The organism is Marivivens aquimaris (assembly GCF_015220045.1).
Classification (GTDB): Bacteria; Pseudomonadota; Alphaproteobacteria; order Rhodobacterales; family Rhodobacteraceae; genus Marivivens; species Marivivens aquimaris.
This window is the reverse complement of record NZ_JADBGB010000001.1, coordinates 297,959-314,350: the sequence shown is the minus strand read 5'-3', so window position 1 is coordinate 314,350 and position 16,392 is coordinate 297,959. Positions and strand designations below refer to the sequence as shown.

Annotated in this window: 17 protein-coding genes; 3 read left to right on the top strand and 14 right to left on the bottom strand. The window is 60.7% G+C overall.

The window, feature by feature from the left end:
* Positions 1–17: 17 nt before the first annotated feature.
* The 3 genes from gatA to IF204_RS01500 form a co-directional block, all read right to left on the bottom strand.
* On the bottom strand, positions 18–1,496 hold the full coding sequence (gene gatA / locus IF204_RS01510; RefSeq protein WP_194094107.1) for an Asp-tRNA(Asn)/Glu-tRNA(Gln) amidotransferase subunit GatA: 1,479 nt from the start codon (positions 1,494–1,496) through the stop codon (positions 18–20).
* Positions 1,496–1,783 (bottom strand): Asp-tRNA(Asn)/Glu-tRNA(Gln) amidotransferase subunit GatC, encoded by a 288-nt coding sequence (gene gatC, locus IF204_RS01505; RefSeq protein ID WP_167637609.1) that lies wholly within the window; start codon positions 1,781–1,783, stop codon positions 1,496–1,498. Before gatC ends, gatA begins: the two co-directional genes overlap by 1 nt.
* A 72-nt stretch (positions 1,784–1,855) precedes the next feature.
* A complete protein-coding gene (locus IF204_RS01500; protein ID WP_167637608.1) occupies positions 1,856–2,104 on the bottom strand; it encodes a peptidase in 249 nt (82 codons plus the stop codon).
* 202 nt (positions 2,105–2,306) lie between these two features.
* Between IF204_RS01500 and IF204_RS01495 the strand changes: the two genes are divergently transcribed.
* Positions 2,307–2,999 carry a metal-dependent hydrolase gene (locus tag IF204_RS01495; protein ID WP_194094106.1) on the top strand — a complete coding sequence of 231 codons (693 nt, stop codon included), beginning with the start codon at positions 2,307–2,309 and terminating at the stop codon, positions 2,997–2,999.
* Here IF204_RS01495 and IF204_RS01490 read toward each other — a convergent pair.
* From IF204_RS01490 to IF204_RS01465, 6 genes are all read right to left on the bottom strand, one after another.
* On the bottom strand, positions 2,996–3,445 hold the full coding sequence (locus IF204_RS01490) for a nucleoside deaminase (RefSeq protein WP_194094104.1): 450 nt from the start codon (positions 3,443–3,445) through the stop codon (positions 2,996–2,998). The two genes, IF204_RS01495 and IF204_RS01490, sit on opposite strands and share 4 nt — an antisense overlap.
* 112 nt (positions 3,446–3,557) lie before the next feature.
* Positions 3,558–5,177, bottom strand: coding sequence for an FGGY-family carbohydrate kinase (locus IF204_RS01485; protein WP_194094103.1), 1,620 nt, complete (start codon positions 5,175–5,177; stop codon positions 3,558–3,560).
* A 20-nt stretch (positions 5,178–5,197) separates the two neighbouring features.
* Positions 5,198–5,920, bottom strand: a complete 723-nt coding sequence (locus IF204_RS01480; protein WP_228069008.1) for an SDR family oxidoreductase — start codon at positions 5,918–5,920, stop codon at positions 5,198–5,200.
* A gap of 15 nt (positions 5,921–5,935) precedes the next feature.
* Positions 5,936–7,174 (bottom strand): sugar ABC transporter permease, encoded by a 1,239-nt coding sequence (locus tag IF204_RS01475; protein WP_194094101.1) that lies wholly within the window; start codon positions 7,172–7,174, stop codon positions 5,936–5,938.
* The gene (locus IF204_RS01470) at positions 7,171–7,953 is read right to left on the bottom strand and encodes an ATP-binding cassette domain-containing protein (protein ID WP_194094100.1); all 783 of its coding nucleotides are present in this window, start codon (positions 7,951–7,953) and stop codon (positions 7,171–7,173) included. Before IF204_RS01470 ends, IF204_RS01475 begins: the two co-directional genes overlap by 4 nt.
* Positions 7,954–8,012: 59 nt before the next feature.
* Entirely contained in the window at positions 8,013–9,053 is a 1,041-nt protein-coding gene (locus IF204_RS01465) for an ABC transporter substrate-binding protein (protein ID WP_194094098.1), read from the bottom strand.
* Between the two features lie 220 nt (positions 9,054–9,273).
* On the opposite strand from IF204_RS01465, the gene IF204_RS01460 reads away from it, so the two are divergent.
* Positions 9,274–10,320 (top strand): LacI family DNA-binding transcriptional regulator, encoded by a 1,047-nt coding sequence (locus IF204_RS01460; RefSeq protein ID WP_194098111.1) that lies wholly within the window; start codon positions 9,274–9,276, stop codon positions 10,318–10,320.
* Positions 10,321–10,368: 48 nt separating this feature from the next.
* Positions 10,369–11,031, top strand: a complete 663-nt coding sequence (gene pdeM, locus IF204_RS01455) for a ligase-associated DNA damage response endonuclease PdeM (RefSeq protein WP_194094097.1) — start codon at positions 10,369–10,371, stop codon at positions 11,029–11,031.
* Here pdeM and IF204_RS01450 read toward each other — a convergent pair.
* From IF204_RS01450 to ftsH, 5 genes are all read right to left on the bottom strand, one after another.
* The gene (locus IF204_RS01450) at positions 10,979–11,809 is read right to left on the bottom strand and encodes a LytTR family DNA-binding domain-containing protein (protein ID WP_194094095.1); all 831 of its coding nucleotides are present in this window, start codon (positions 11,807–11,809) and stop codon (positions 10,979–10,981) included. The genes pdeM and IF204_RS01450 overlap by 53 nt on opposite strands.
* Before the next feature lie 230 nt (positions 11,810–12,039).
* Positions 12,040–12,930, bottom strand: coding sequence for a bifunctional methylenetetrahydrofolate dehydrogenase/methenyltetrahydrofolate cyclohydrolase FolD (folD, locus tag IF204_RS01445; RefSeq protein WP_194094093.1), 891 nt, complete (start codon positions 12,928–12,930; stop codon positions 12,040–12,042).
* A gap of 178 nt (positions 12,931–13,108) precedes the next feature.
* Positions 13,109–13,693, bottom strand: coding sequence for an MOSC domain-containing protein (locus tag IF204_RS01440; RefSeq protein ID WP_194094091.1), 585 nt, complete (start codon positions 13,691–13,693; stop codon positions 13,109–13,111).
* Positions 13,693–14,481 (bottom strand): methyltransferase domain-containing protein, encoded by a 789-nt coding sequence (locus tag IF204_RS01435; RefSeq protein WP_228069006.1) that lies wholly within the window; start codon positions 14,479–14,481, stop codon positions 13,693–13,695. Before IF204_RS01435 ends, IF204_RS01440 begins: the two co-directional genes overlap by 1 nt.
* The gene (ftsH, locus tag IF204_RS01430; protein WP_194094089.1) at positions 14,478–16,388 is read right to left on the bottom strand and encodes an ATP-dependent zinc metalloprotease FtsH; all 1,911 of its coding nucleotides are present in this window, start codon (positions 16,386–16,388) and stop codon (positions 14,478–14,480) included. Before ftsH ends, IF204_RS01435 begins: the two co-directional genes overlap by 4 nt.
* Positions 16,389–16,392: the final 4 nt, after the last annotated feature.

Sequence of the window (16,392 nt, the reverse complement as noted above, 5' to 3'; positions counted from 1 at the left end):
ATGTCGTTAAAACGACGTTACCACCACTTTTCGGGCTTCGCCACAAAGCCGGTCTTCTGTTCCAGCGTGTAGGCGATATTCAGCAGGTCGGCCTCTTCCCAAGCGCGACCGATCAGCTGGAGACCCAGCGGCAGACCGTTCGACGCGAGGCCCGCAGGCACCGAAACACCCGGAAGACCGGCGAGGTTCAGCGTCACGGTGAACACGTCGTTCAGGTACATCTGCACCGGATCGTGGTCCGACACTTCGCCGATACCGAACGCGGGCGACGGGGTTGCCGGAGCGAGGATCGCATCGACACCTTCGGCAAACGCGTTCTCGAAGTCGCGCTTGATGAGCGTACGGACCTTGCGGGCGCGGTTGTAGTAGGCGTCGTAGAAGCCAGCCGAAAGTACGTAGGTGCCGACCATGATGCGGCGCTGCACTTCGGGACCGAAGCCTGCGGCGCGGGTCTTTTCGTACATCTCGGTGATGCCGTCGCCAGCACCCAGCTTGGCGCGTTCGCCAAAGCGGACACCGTCATAGCGGGCGAGGTTCGAAGACGCTTCAGCCGATGCGATGACGTAGTAGGTCGGCAGCGCGTATTTGGTGTGCGGCAGGCTGATGTCGACAACCTTGGCACCTGCGTCACGCAGCATTTCCGCGCCCTGATCCCAGAGCTTGGCCACATCGGCGTTCAGACCGTCGAGGCGGTATTCGCGCGGAATACCGATGGTCTTGCCTTTGATGTCACCGGTCAGCGCGGCTTCGAAGTCCGGAACGGCGAGGTCGGCGCTGGTCGAGTCCTTCATGTCGTGACCGGCCATCGCCGACAGCATGATGGCGCTGTCGCGCACGGTCTTGGTCATCGGACCGGCTTGATCGAGCGAGGACGCGTAAGCGATGATGCCCCAACGCGACACGCGGCCGTAAGTCGGCTTGATACCGACGGTACCGGTCAGCGCGGCAGGCTGGCGGATCGAGCCACCGGTGTCCGTGCCGGTTGCACCGATGCAGAGGTCAGCAGCAACAGCCGACGCCGAACCACCCGACGAACCGCCGGGGATCAGGTTGCGGTCATCGACCTTCCACGGGTTCACGGACGGGCCGTAAACCGAGCTTTCGTTTGACGAACCCATCGCGAATTCGTCCATGTTCAGCTTGCCGAGCATGACCGCACCGCTCGCGAAGAGCTTGGTTGTCACGGTCGACTCGTACTCAGGTTTGAAGCCATTGAGGATGCCGGAAGCGGCCTGCGAGTCGACGCCCTTGGTGCAGAACAGATCCTTGATGCCGAGCGGGATACCGTTCAGCGCAGCGCCGTCCGCATAACCACGCGCGTCAGCGGCCTTTGCCATATCGAGCGCGATTTCCGGTGTCTTGTGCACGAAGGCGTTCAGGACGCCCTGCGCTTCGATTTCGGCCAGACATGCCTCGGTGATCGCAACCGAAGTAGTCTCGCCCTTCTTCAGAGCGTCGCGTGCTTCGGCGATCGTGAGCTTGTTCAGATCGGTCATTATTCCACCACCTTCGGCACGGCAAAGAAACCCTCGCGCGCGTCGGGCGCGTTCTTCAGGACTGCTTCCTGCTGGTCGCCATCGGTCACGACGTCTTCGCGGCGCTTGAGGCGCTGCGGCGTGACCGAGGTCATCGGCTCCACACCATCGACGTCCACTTCTTCGAGTTGCTCGATGAAGCCGAGAATAGCGTTAAATTCCTGCGCCAGTTCGGGCAGCGCGTCGTCTTCCACCTTGATACGGGCCAGCTTGGCCACGCGGCGGGCGGTTTCCGTGTCGATCGACATGGGCCTCTCCGTATTATGGGTCGAATGGCGTTTACCGCTCTGACGCGCACCTCGCAAGGCCAGCGCTGAAAATCAGACGCCTAGAACCACATATCTGCCGATTCCGTAGAGATAGAAGCCGGTGAAGAGGATGTTGACCCACTTGAGCTGCGGTTCCGTCCGTAGCCACGCCAGATACCACCATATCACGCAGAACGGCAGCGACAGAAACATGTTCAGCGGATACCAGTCCTGAACGATGGCGACGGTTGAGAGGATTCCCAACCCCAGCGCGAGGTTCTTCAGCGTTTCTTCAAAGGCATTACGACGGAGTACGGCCATATGCGTCCCTTGGAATAAGAGTCACACACCCTTTCGGTGGTTACTTGCGGTTATGTCAGGAGTCGGCAGCCGCAAATCGGCCTACCGTTACATTCCCTTGCGATAACTTGGACGCGATTGCAACCCTGAGGTTAGAAACCCGTCCAATAATTGCCGAATGTTCTCCTTGCGTTACCATTGGTGCAAACAAATGGAGCTTTCGATGAAACTCACCTGGCTTGGCCATTCCAGCTTCCGCCTCGAAATCGCAGACCAGATCCTGCTGATCGACCCTTGGCTCTCGGGCAACCCCGCCTTCCCCGAAGACCGCCGCGACGACGCCATTAAAGGCGCAACCGCCATCCTGCTGTCCCACGGACACGGCGACCACGCGAGCAATTGCGTCAGCATCTCCAAGGACCTCGACATCCCGATCCTGTGTATGCACGAGCTGTCCGACATCCTCACCGAAGACGGCGCCAAAACCAACGGCTTCGGCAAGGGCGGCACGATCACTCTGGGCGACGTGCGCGTGACGATGGTGAATGCCGTCCACTCTTCCAGCATCGACTACAAAGGCGGAATGCCCGTCTACGCTGGCGGCGAGGCAGGCTTCGTGATCCGCGCCGAAGGCCACTCGATCTACTTCACCGGCGATACCGATGTCATGATGGACATGGAGCTGATCGCAGACCGCTACAAACCCGACATCGGCATTCTGTGCTGCGGTGGGCACTTCACGATGGATATGGAAGGCGCCGCCTATGCGGCGAAACGGTTCTTCGATTTCAAAACCGTGATCCCCTGCCACTACCGCACGTTCCCGCTGCTGGCTCAGGAACCGACCGAACTGATCGAGGCATTGCCGAACGTCGATGTCCTCTCGCCCGAAGTGATGGAAACGATCACGCTCTAACGGCGGCTGGCAAAGAACTCCCGCAGCATCCGTTCCGCCTCGGGTGCTGCGATCCCGTCGTACACCTCGGGCGCGTGGTGGCATTGCGGATGGGAATAAACGCGCGGCCCTTGCGCCACACCGCCCGACTTCGGATCGGATGCCCCGTAATAAAGCCGCCCGATCCGCGCAAACGAAATGACCGCCGCGCACATCGGACACGGCTCGAGCGTCACGTACAGATCATAGCCCGTTAGCCGCTCCGACCCCGCCGCAGCACAAGCCGCTCTGATCGCCAAAGTCTCGGCATGGGCCGTGGGGTCAGACAACTCCCGTGTCCGGTTCCCTGCTCGCGCCACGACCTCGCCGTCAGGCGATACGACAACAGCGCCAACCGGCACCTCGCCGCGCTCTCCGGCAAGCCGCGCTTCTTCCAGCGCTTCTGACATGTAACTGCGAAAGACCATGAGCCCTTGTGCGATAGCATTTCCGCTCGCGCAAGCGGCTCTTCATTCTGACCCAAATACCTCGGGGTGAATGGCCGCAGGCCAGAGGGGCAGCGCCCCTCCAGCCAAGGTTTCAGCGAATAGCCGCCGCGCGGGCAACAGCTTGCAACTGCTCGAACGTGCGGAAACGGCTCTCGTGCACTTCGCGCGCCTCTGCCTCGGGGGCATAGCGATTGGCAAACTGCGACATCTCCATCATCGCAGCAGGGATGTCTGCGTGGATGCCTGCCGCCACAGCGCCAAGAATAGCCGAACCGAGGAGAACAGGTTCGTCCACCGCAGGCACCGCGATTTCCTTGCCCGTCGCATCGGCGAGGAGTTGGCGGATCATTTCGTTCCGACCTGCACCGCCGCTGATGACGATGCTGTCGATGCTCGCGCCCGCGCGATCCTGCGCTTCGACGATCTGGCGAAGGCCGTAGCCGATGCCGCAAAGTCCCGCGATGTAAAGCGACACGAGGCTGTCCACGTCTCGCTCCATCCCGAGGCCCGCAATCACCGCACGGGTATGCGGATCAGCGTAGGGTGCACGGTTACCGAGGAACTCTGGCACCACGTGCAGGCCGCTTGCCAGGTCGGCAGCATGACCACCCGATTTTAGCGAAGCCGCAGCGCGATCCGCCAACCACTCGGGCAAGGACTTGCCGTCGGCCGCCGCCAGTTCCCGCGCTTCAGCGGTCGCGGGATGATGCTCCAGCAGGTGATCGATGGCAGCGCCCGCAGCGGACTGGCCGCCTTCGTTGAGCCACAGACCCGGCACCATCGCCGAATAATAAGGCCCCCAAACGCCGGGCACAAAGACAGGCTCTGCGGTCGACGTCATCGTGCAGGACGAGGTGCCGAACACATAGGCGAGGTTCGCCTCTGCCCCGCCACCACCGGCCGCGCCGACAGTACCGATCCCGCCCGCATGGGCGTCGATCAGACCTGCGCCCACAGGCGTTCCCGCCAGCAAGCCCAACTCTTCGGCAGCGCGGGCATCAAGCCCCTGCCCCAGCGCCTGACCCGCAGGCACAACGATGTCCCCGATGCGCTTGAACCCGTCCTCGGTCAGTTCTTCGAGACCGACAGAGTTGAAGTAGCTCGCGTCCCACGCATTCTCGTGCGCCATATAGGTCCACTTGCACGTCACCGTACAAACCGACCGCGACACGTCACCCGTGGCCCGCCACGTCAGGAAGTCCGTCAGGTCCATGAACTGCCAGGCGTTTGCGAAAATCTCAGGTCGGTTTTCCTTGAGCCACAGCAGCTTGGGCGTTTCCATCTCGGGCGAGATGCGCCCCCCGACATAGTCGAGAACGCGGTGTCCCTTGGCGTTGATACGCTCGGCCTGCTCAAGCGCGCGGTGGTCCATCCACACGATGATGTTGCGCTCGGGCTTGGCCGGATCACCGACAGGCATCGATTGACCGTTCTCGCCCAGCACGACTAGCGAACAGGTGGCGTCGAAACCGATGCCCTTGATGTCCGCCGGATCGACCTTGGCGGCAGCGACAGCGCCGCGCACCGATTTGACGACGGCTTGCCAGATTTCGTCGCTCGACTGTTCGACGATCGAACCCGGATCGCGGTAGAGCGTGATGGCGCACTTGTCGGTGCCGACCATTTCCCCCGCGAGCGTAAAGATACCGGCCCGTGCGCTACCGGTGCCGACATCGACACCGACGACGTAGCCGCCCTCTCCTCCAGTCATGAGTTTCTCCTTCGCGGGCCTTAGAGGTCCACGCTGTTGGGCAGGATCACGAGGTCACGGATCACCACATTGCGCGGACGGCTGAGCATGAACAGAACGGCTTCGGCCACTTCGACAGGCTGCATCAGCGAGCCGTTGGCCAGAGCTTCGTCCATTTTCGCTTTGGGCCAGTCATCCAGCAGTGCTGTGACGACCGGCCCTGGGAGGACGGCACCCATACGGATGCCGTGTTCGGAAACCTGTCGGCGGGTGGTGTGCATGAACGCCTGAACCGCGAACTTGGACGCGGTGTAGATCGGCTCCCATACGACGGGGACGACGCCCGCCACCGACGACGTGAAAATCACGTCGCCAGTTTTGCGTTCGATCATCTTGGGCAGAACCGCATTCACACAGCGGAAAGCCGCGTTGATATTGAGGTTCAGCATACGGTCCCAAGCGTCGGGATCACCCTCTGCCGCCGCCCCGCCGATGTAAGCACCGGCGTTGGCGTGGAAGATATCAAGCGGACCGACCAGTTCTTCGATCTTCGGCATCATGCCGGACACCGCAGCACCGTCGAACAGATTGAGGACCATCGGCTTGGCATTCTCGCCCAGCTCGCCGCAGAGCTTTTCGAGCTTTTCGGCATCGCGGTCGATCAGAACGACCTTGGCACCTTCTTCGAGCAGCTTCTTGGCACAGGCCAGACCGATGCCAGAGGCGGCTCCGGTAATGGCGGCGGTTTTATCTTTCATGAGCATGATTGGTCCTTTCGATCACGCACGACCGTGGCTGGCGCGGGAGCGACGAGCAAGAGAGTCGACGATCACGGCGATGGCCAGAACGGCACCTGTGATCATGTAGCGCAGCGAAGAGCTGAGGTTCAGAAGGGTCAGACCGTTCGAAATCGCCTGGATCACGATCACACCGAGCAGCGCGGACCAAGCCGAACCACGGCCACCAAAGAGCGAGGTGCCACCGATCACAGCCGCGGCAATCGCGTTGAGGTTCACGTCGCCCGTACCGGCCTGCTGGCTGGCGGAGGCAAGACGCGAGGCCGCAAACACACCGCCGAGCGAGGCGAAGGCCGAACAGATCATAAAGGCCGACATACGGATGCCGCGGACATTGATACCCGAGCGGCGGGCAGCTTCGGCGTTACCACCGACAGCGAACATCGAGCGGCCCCATTTGGTGCGGCGCAGAGCGTATTCGAGAGCGATCACGAAGACTGTGAAGACAGCGAACATCCACGGCACACCGCGACCAAGTTCGAGGTAGTAGACGCAGAAGACCAGCGCGACGGTGATGATGATTGCCTTGGCAAAGACCACCGACATACCCGGGCTCGACAGATTGGCGGCGCGGCGGCGTTTGTTGGTGTTCATGCCGGTGTAGACAATGACGGCACCCGGCAGAAGCGCGCAGATGTAGCTCAACCAAGCGGGCATGATCATGATCTGACCGAACTTCACGAGGGTCGAGGTATACGGCAGGTTGATCGAACCGGTCGAACCCAGCAGGTAAAGCTGAAGGCCGAGCAGCGCGAGCAGACCGGCGAGGGTCGCAACGAACGAGGGCATCTCGAACTTATTGCGCAGGAAGCCGTAGAGCAGACCGACAGCCGCACCGGCGAGCACGGCAAGCACAACGGCGAACGGCCACGGAAGGCCAGCATTCACCCAGAGCACACCGATCAGCGCGGAGGCCAGACCGCTCATCGAACCGATGGACAGGTCAATCTCGCCCAGTAGCAGAACGCAGACAACACCGAGCGAAATCAGACCGATAGCGGCCGCATCGAACAGCAGGTTCACAAGGTTATTCGGGGCAAGGAAGACGGGGTTCAGGGAGCTGAACACGACCGAAATCAGCAGGAGGCCGATGAAGACCGGCAGCATGCCGAGGTCGCCGGATTTCACGCGGTCGAAAAACGCACGGATGGCGCCGCCGATGCCTTCGTCATGACGGACGCGGCTGTCTTCGCGGTCGAGTTGGTCGGAAATATTGGTCATACCGCTTCCTCCTGTTTGCGGGCCATACGGCGCGACACGGCATTTTCGGACGCGCCGGTGATGGCGGCGACCAGTTCCTGATGGGAGGTCTCGTTGGTGAAGACACCGTTGTTCTGACCCAGACGCAGCACGACGATACGGTCGGCAACAGCACGCACATCTTCCATGTTGTGCGAAATCAGGATCACGCCGTGACCACGATCACGGACGCGCTCGATCAGGTTCAGAACCTCGGCGGTCTGGGCGACACCCAGCGCAGCGGTCGGTTCGTCGAGCATGATGATCTTGGGGTCGAGCAGCAGCGAACGCGCAATCGCAACCGTCTGGCGCTGACCGCCCGAGAGCGAAGCGATGGGTTCGCGGACCGACGGAATACGGGCGGCCAGCTCGCGCAGAAGCGTCCATGCACGGACCTCCATCTGCACTTCATCAAGCTGCCACGGATTGATTTCGTGACCGAGGAAGAGGTTCGACACAACGTCGAGGTTTTCGCAGAGCGCGAGATCCTGGAATACGGTCGCGATGCCAAGCTCCAGCGCCGTACCCGGACTGTCGAGCGACACGGGCTTGCCGCACCATTCGATCGTACCTTCGGTCGGCTGGTGAACACCTGCCAGAACCTTGATCAGCGTCGATTTGCCTGCGCCGTTGTCACCGACCAGCGCGACAACCTCTCCGGCATGTACGTCCAGTTCGATGTCCTTGAGCGCAGTCACCGCTCCGAACTGTTTGGAAACTCCACGAAGCTTGAGAATAAGCTCGCCTTTATCAGCCGTCATTGGCTCCCCTCCCCTTAAAATGGCGTTGGGGGCGGCTGGATGCCGCCCCCGCCGTTGGATTACTCGATACCCAGTTCGGCGCAGGCGTCAGCGTATTCGCCGGTGCAGACTTCTTCAGCAGTCTGGATGCCCTTGTCGAAGATTTCGGCCTTGATGTTTTCCTGAGTGACAACGGCCGGAACGAACAGCTGCGAAGGCGTGTCGTACAGGGTCGAGGTCGCTTCAGGGGTCACACCGTTGATCAACTGCATGGCAACGTGTGCGGCAGCTTCGGCAACGATTTCCGACGGCTTCGAGATGGTGTTGTACTGGTCGCCAGCGATGATCAGCTGGAGAGCAGCGATGGTTGCGTCGTTACCGGTGACCGGCGGAAGCGGGTCAACACCGGCAGCTTTCAGAGCAGCGATCGCGCCGCCACCGGTGCCGTCGTTCGCAGCCACGATGCCTTTGATGTCCGAACCGAAGCGGGTGATCTGACCTGCAGCCCATTCCTGCGCCTTCGGCGGAGCCCAATCCGGAGTGTCGAACTCGGACAGGGTCACGTAGATCGAGTTGTCCAGAGCCGAGTCGATACCGTCACGGATCAGGCCGGCAGCAGCGTCGGTCGGCGAGCCGTTGATCTGGAGAACGCCAGCGCCTTCTTCGACGCCCATCTCTTCGAGGTGGTCAACGAGCGACTGGGCGATAGCGCGGCCGATGCCTTCGTTGTCGAACGAGACGTAGAAGTCAGCCGGAACGTCCGGGATCGGGCGGTCATAGGCGACGACTTTGACGTCCTGCGAGTGTGCGATCTGAACCAGAGCCGCAGCAGCCGACGAGTCGACGGGGTCGAGAACGATGACGCTCGCGCCCTGCGCGATGACCGAGTTGAACTGCTGCTGCTGGAGAGCAACGTCGCCGTTTGCGTTCTGGTAGATCACGGTGCAGTCAGCACAGAGCTCGTCCATAGCGGCCTGGAAGCCCGGATAGTCGTGCTGTTCATAGCGGGTCGATGCCTGGTCGGGCATCAGGAACGCAACGGTCTCAGCCGTAGCGGCGGTGGTGAAAAGTGCAGCGACGACGGTCGAAGCTGCGGCCAGCGATGTCTTACGGAATTTCATTCCAATCTCCTCCGGTTTTTTATGCCCGTTTTTGCGGCCAAACGAAGGGGGACCGGCGCCACAACTGTGGGCCGCGCTACAGGAAAGCCGCGCACACGACTTCCGGTATCAGCGATGTCCTCCCTCGCCCCTCCTCGGGCTGCTACACCGATTGTGCATTTGCTCAAACATTTGCTCAACCGATGGAGCATGATTGCCACCGCTTACGCATCCTGTCAACATGGGGTTGCAAAAAGTTACATTCGACAGGGCGTGTAAGGCGTTGAACGAGACAAATTCTTCAAAGAGGCCAACGATCTACGATCTTGCGAAAATCGCCGAAACGTCGCCCACGGCGGTCAGTTCGGTGATTAACGGCTCGTGGAAGAAGCGTCGAATCAGCGAGAAACTTGCGCAACGAATCCTCAAGGTGGCGGAGGAGCAAGGCTACGCTGTGAACATGCAGGCGAGCGCCCTACGCAAGGACCGCTCGAACATCGTCGGGATGATTATGCCCAAGTACGACAACCGTTTTTTCGGAGCGATTGCCGAACAGTTCGAAGCCCTCGCCCGCGCCAACAACATGTTTCCAGTCATCACCTGCACGCAGCGTGATCCCGAGCTCGAAGTCGAGGCCGCGCGCGAGTTGCTATCCTATCAAGTGGACTGCCTGATCTCGACCGGTGCGACCGATCCCGACCGCATCACCGCGCTTTGTGCCGCGAATGGTGTGCAATCGCTGAACCTCGACCTGCCCGGCCACGATGCGCCTTCGGTTATTTCGGACAACGGCAACGCCGCCTATGCGCTGACGAACCTTATCCTCGACCGCTGCAAGGCTGATCTCGGCTGGGAGGGCCCGCTGCGCTTCGTCGGTGGTCGCTTGTCGGATAACAACACCGCCGCCCGTCTCGACGGCTTTTTCCGTGCCCACAACGAGCGCGGCATCGACGTCCCCGACGATCACATCATGGCCGCAGGTTACTCGGCCAACAGCGCCGCCGGACGGCTTGCCGATCTGCGCCCTGACGGTCCGATGGGCATTTTCGTGAACTCCACCATATCGCTCGAAGGTGTCGTGCGCTGGCACAGCGGCCTTGGCGAGGCGGCTGCCCAAGTTCGCTACGGCTGTTTCGACTGGGATCCCTTCGGGTCCTACCTTCCTGGCAACGTCGGGATGGTCGAACAGGACGTGCCGGCGATGCTGGAGGCCCTTTTCGGCCTCATCGGTAAAAAGCCCAAGCAGGTCGATCCTATCCGCATCCCCTGCCACCTTCGCCCGTTCTAACGCTTCCGTGCACTTGACCATTCGCGGGAAAGGCTCAAGAAAACCGGCATGACCACTCATGCCTTCACTCTTGCCGGTGTCCCACTGACCGCCCTGCCCTCTGGCGCGCTTTGGCTTGCGGAGACGCGGACGCTTGTCGTTTCGGACCTGCACCTGTGCAAAGCGGAACGGTTTGCGCGTAAAGGTCGTGGAATGCTCCCGCCCTACGAGACACGCGATACGCTCGCTCGGCTTGACGAGGACATCCAGCTTTATGATCCGGCTTGCGTGGTTTGCCTCGGCGACAGTTTCGATGACGTCGAAGCCATTGAAGCCATGCCCGACAACGAACGCCTCTGGCTCACGCGCATGCAGGCCGGTCGCGAGTGGATCTGGATCGCGGGCAACCATGATGCAGGGCCGGTCGAGCTCGGAGGCGATTACCTTGCCGAGTACAAGGTCGGACCGCTGGTGTTCCGCCATATCGCCGAGGACGGCGCGGTGGCCGAGGTTTCGGGCCATTATCACCCCAAGCACAGCATTTCCGGCCAGTCGCGGCCCGCATTTGTCTATGACGAAAACCGCCTGATCATGCCCGCTTTCGGGACCTACACAGGCGGCATGTACGCAAACCGCGCCCCGCTTGTGCAGATGTTCAGCGCGGCGGCGATTGCCGTGCTTACTGGGCCGCGATGTCTTGCTGTGCCGTTGAAGGCTGCGCGTCGAAGATAATCCCCGCCTCACGCAGGCTTTCCTTGCCGCTCTTGGAGACAGGCACCTGGGAGCCGTCCGTCAGCCAGACGTAGTCGCGGGAGTCCACGCGGCCGATACGCTCGATTGCGGCGCGGGCGACCCAATGTGAACGGTGGACCTGAATGCCATCGACGCCAGTCATCTCCTTAACCGCATCGCCAAGGCGCATGAGCACGCGCTGCTGCTCCTGTCCGACGATCGTCACGACGACATAATGGTTGTCACTGCTGAGGCGGATGATCTTGCTGGCATCGTCGACGCCTTCCAACCGTTCGAGCATCTGCACCTTCACCGGCGCGGTGAATTCATGCGCCACATTCGCTGCAATTGTGACCACGGGGACAGGCTGCCAGCGCTGGCGAAGAACGACGGTGCGGATCAACGCAATGGCTACGCAAACCACGAAGATATCGAGCCATAGCACCAGTAACTCAGGCCGCAGCGCTTCCGGCGCGCCGCCGAACCTCAATGCGAAGTAGATGACAGGCGCGGCGATGAAGGTCATCAGGAACATCGAAAGAATGTCGACCTGATACCGCATCCAGTCCGGAACAATGCGAACGATCACCAAGCGAATGCCTTGGACGACGAAAATCGTGCCGAAGCAAATACTCGCCCAGAACAACATACGCAGAGCGACAGGCTGAATCCAAATGGTGTTAAACGGCGCGGTCCAGCCGGCAATCACACTCATAATTGCTGCGATCCGCACGCGCGGACGAAAAGATGGCAATGGCGCCTCGCGATAACTGGGCAAGGTATCCCCCGATGCTTTGCTCAAATGCACGAAAACTGCGATTCACTGGATAAAGTCGGCAATATTGCACAAAAAGACAGGTTGCCAGACGCACTTTGGAACTATGCAAATTTTTTACGCAAAATGTGATTCACTTTGCACACATGAAAACGGGTCGCGGCAAGGAATACGTGGCGGCAAAATGAAAAACGGGCCCGAAGGCCCGCTTTTAGTCAGATTATCCTACCAGATCAGGCGGTGAGGCCTTCGGGCTCTGCCAGATTGTTCGCGCGGCAGCAGGCCGTCACGGTGTTCGCCAGCAGACAGGCGATAGTCATCGGACCGACGCCGCCCGGCACGGGCGTGATGGCGCCAGCCACTTCGGCGCAGGAATCATACTCGCAGTCACCGACCAGCTTGGTTTTGCCGTCGCGCTCGATCCGGTTAATGCCCACGTCGATGACGGTCGCGCCATCCTTGATCCATTCGCCGGTGACCATCTCGGGACGACCGACAGCGGCGACGACGATGTCTGCCTGCTTGACGACGTCCTGAATGTTCTTGGTGCGGCTGTGAGCGATCGTTACGGTGCAGCTGTCATTCAGCAGCAGCTGGGCCATCGGCTTGCCCACGATGTTCGAGCGACCAATGACGACGGCGTTCATACCCGAGAGCGAGCCGTGGTGGTCACGCAGCATCATCAGGCAGCCGAGCGGCGTGCAGGGTACCATCGACTTCTGACCGGTACCGAGCAGACCAACGTTCGAGGTATGGAAACCATCGACGTCCTTCGCAGGCGAAATCGAGTTGATGACGAGGTCGGAGTTCAGATGCGACGGCAGCGGAAGCTGGACGAGGATGCCGTGAACTGCCGGATCGTTATTCAGCTGGTCGATCAGCGCGAGCAGCGCCTCTTCCGAGGTGTCGGCGTCCAGCTTGTGCTCGTAGGAGTTCATGCCGACTTCGACGGTCTGCTTGCCCTTCATACGGACGTAGACCTGCGACGCGGGGTCTTCACCGACCAGAACCACAGCGAGACCGGGCGTGATGCCGTTCTCTTCCTTGAGGCGGGTCACATGGCCCGCAACCTTTTCGCGGACGTTTGCCGCAAACGCTTTGCCGTCGATTACTTTCGCGCTCATCGGGTCCTCTTCGTTCTGGTCAGTTGGTAGCAACGGACAGGCGCACACTCTGCCGCTGCGGCGTTGAGTTGCCACACTCCTAGCTTCAACGAAATAAGGAACGCGCGCGATTTCCGACGTTTTCAGGCGTGGAATCGGCCAAGGCAGGTCCGTTATTTTCGTATAGGAAACTCGCGTTTTAGTCCGGCGACCATGCCCGTTGCTGGGGAACGTGGAGCCTCAGGAGGTCGCCGATCTTCAATCCGCCTTCGCGTTCGACCCATGCGGTGACGCCGCGGCGACCTTGAGCAGCTTGGCGGAATTTTTTGCCGTGCCCCGGTTTGTCCTGCTCGATCGTCATCGAAACGATGTTGCAGGGCTGGTTTACCATATCGACGATGAGCGTCGTCCCGTTCGGTGCCTGAAGGCGACTCGACGGGGGAATATGGGTGAAATCGGGGATGCCGGACACCACGACGGTCGCGCCGAGCCAGAGAGGATCGAGCTCCTCCAGATCCAGCTTCATCGCAATGGCAGCCATCTCTTCTGCCGACAGGATCGACAGCTGGCGCACGTTCGCGATCTCGGTGTTCTTGGGATGCTGGAGCGTCACGCGGCTGCACGACGGGCGCGTGCGGCCATAGTGGGCGTCCTTTTCGAAACCATTGAGGTCCAGCGGCATCTCCGTCACCCCTTCAGAGGTGATGGTGCGGTCGGACAAAACGGGCATGAAGCCCAGCCAAGTGATTTTACCGTAATAGTCGGTCGGAACGAGTGCGGGCATTAGTCTTTCGTCAATACAAAGAATACGCGCCGGAATGGCATCTGGCACACGCCTTGGTAGCTGACGGGATATGCCTTGCCAAGTTCTGCCTCGTACTCGGAAATATAGCTGTCGGTCTCCTCGTCGTTCAGCACGTCAAGGATGGGACGGAGGTAGGTCGCCTCGGTAAAACGTCGAACCGGATGGCTGCCGTCATCGGCAGAAAGCGTCTGGATGTACGTTGTCTCCCACGCCTCGACATTACCAATCGGCGCTAGCAGGTCGAGGTATTCGGCAGGATTGAGCACGTGCGCAACCGGATCGGGCCACGGATAACGGTCGGGGAACATGCGCTTGGCGACCTTGCGGGCGAGCGCGTGCGACGGTGCGTCGTGCTGGCCGGGCATCTGCACGGCGAGCACCCCGCCCTGTGGCAGGAACGCGGCGATGCGTGGCATCATCTGTTTGTGGTCGGACACCCAGTTCAGCGCAGCGTTGGAGAAGATCACCGCAGGCGTATCCGCAGGCTCCCAATGCACGATGTCCGCGTGGACAAGGTCATCGTAGCAGCGCGTCGCAGATGCTTTGGCGAGCATCGCGGGGCTGCTGTCGACGCCCTTGATCGCCTTATCGGCAAAGCGCAGGGCAAGTGCTTCAGCCACCGCGCCGTCACCACAACCAAGGTCGATCACGTCGCCTTCGGGCAATTCACCGATCTGCGCCAGCAGATCGAGGGCAGGCCGCAAACGAACGCCCCGAAACCTTGCGTAGGTTTCGGGGCGCCAGTCGTTTTTCATCGTCGGGGTCAAGCCGTCGGCTCCGGTTCGAGGCCGCTGTCATCGCTCGGCTTCTTGGCCTTGCGTGTCTTCGGCATCGCGTGGACGGAACCGCTCTCGTCCTTGTCCTGATCGTCGCCGTTACCTTGCGGCGGCTCGCCTTTCATGACGCGCTTGATCTCTTCGCCAGTCAGGGTCTCGTATTCGAGCAGACCTTGGGCCAGACGCTCCCACTCATCCTTCTTTTCGGTCAGGATGCGGTAAGCTTCTTCGTAGCCATGCTGGATGAAGTCGCGGACCTCTTCTTCGATCAGCTCTTTGGTCCGAGCCGAAACAGAGAAGCCGGCAGTATTACCCGAGTAACCTTCGTGAGCTTCCGAATAGTCGAGGTTGCCGACCTTGTCCGACATGCCCCAACGCAGCACCATGGCGCGCGCCAGTTGCGATGCCTGCTGGATATCGCCAGCCGGACCGTTGGAGACCTCGTCCTCACCGTACTTAATGATTTCGGCGGCCTTACCCGCCATCGTCATCGCAAGCTTCTGGTGACATTCGGACTTGTGCCAGTTCAGGCGGTCCATTTCCGGTAGCGAGACAACCATACCCAGCGCGCCACCGCGCGGAATGATGGTCGCCTTGTAGACAGGGTCACACTTCGGCAGAGTCAGACCGACAACGGCGTGACCAGCTTCGTGGTAAGCGGTCTTTTCCTTCTGGTCCTGCGTCAGAACCATCGAGCGACGCTCCGCACCCATCATGACCTTGTCTTTTGCGTTCTCGAAATCGACCATGGTGACAAAGCTGCGGCCAACGCGGGCAGCCATCAGGGCAGCCTCATTGACAAGGTTCATCAGGTCAGCACCCGAGAAGCCCGGCGTACCGCGTGCGATGATGCGCAGGTCGACGTCTTTGCCCAGCGGAGTTTTGCGAGCATGAACAGCGAGGATCTTCTCGCGGCCTTTGATGTCAGGGTTCGGAACGGTGACCTGACGGTCGAAACGGCCCGGACGCAGAAGCGCGGGGTCGAGCACGTCACGGCGGTTGGTCGCAGCAACGATGATCACACCTTCATTGGCTTCGAAACCGTCCATCTCGACCAGCAGCTGGTTGAGGGTCTGTTCGCGCTCGTCGTTACCGCCGCCATAACCGGCACCACGGTGACGACCGACTGCGTCGATTTCGTCAATGAAGACGATACACGGCGCGTTTTTCTTGGCCTGTTCGAACATGTCGCGGACGCGGGACGCACCCACACCGACAAACATTTCAACGAAGTCCGAGCCGGAAATGGTGAAGAACGGAACACCGGCTTCGCCAGCGATTGCGCGGGCAAGCAGGGTTTTACCAGTACCCGGAGGGCCTACAAGCAGCGCACCCTTGGGGATCTTGCCGCCGAGGCGCGAGAATTTCTGCGGGTTGCGCAGGAATTCAACGATCTCTTCGAGTTCTTCCTTGGCTTCGTCGATACCGGCAACGTCGTCAAAGGTGACGCGGCCATGCTTTTCGGTCAGCATCTTGGCCTTCGATTTGCCAAAGCCCATCGCGCCGCCACGACCGCCGCCTTGCATGCGGTTCATGAAGTAGATCCAGACACCGATCAGCAGCAGGAACGGCAGCAGGCTCACGAGGATCGCTTGGAAGATCGACTGCTCTTGCGGATCGGCCGAAACCGGAACGTCGTTCGCAATCAGGATATCGGTGACCGATGCGTCTTCGGGTTTGACCGTCGAATAGGTGCGGTCGTCGGTTCCGACATAGGTGACACGCTCACCGTCCAGCTCGACGCTGGCCACTTGGTCATTCTCAACAGCCTCGATGAATTCCGAGTAGCTGCGCGAGGTCGACTGAAGCGACGACGGCGGCGAAGAGATGACGTTGAACAGTGACACGACCAACACAAAGAGGACGAGCCAGAAGACGATGTTTCTTGCGTTACCCAAGGGG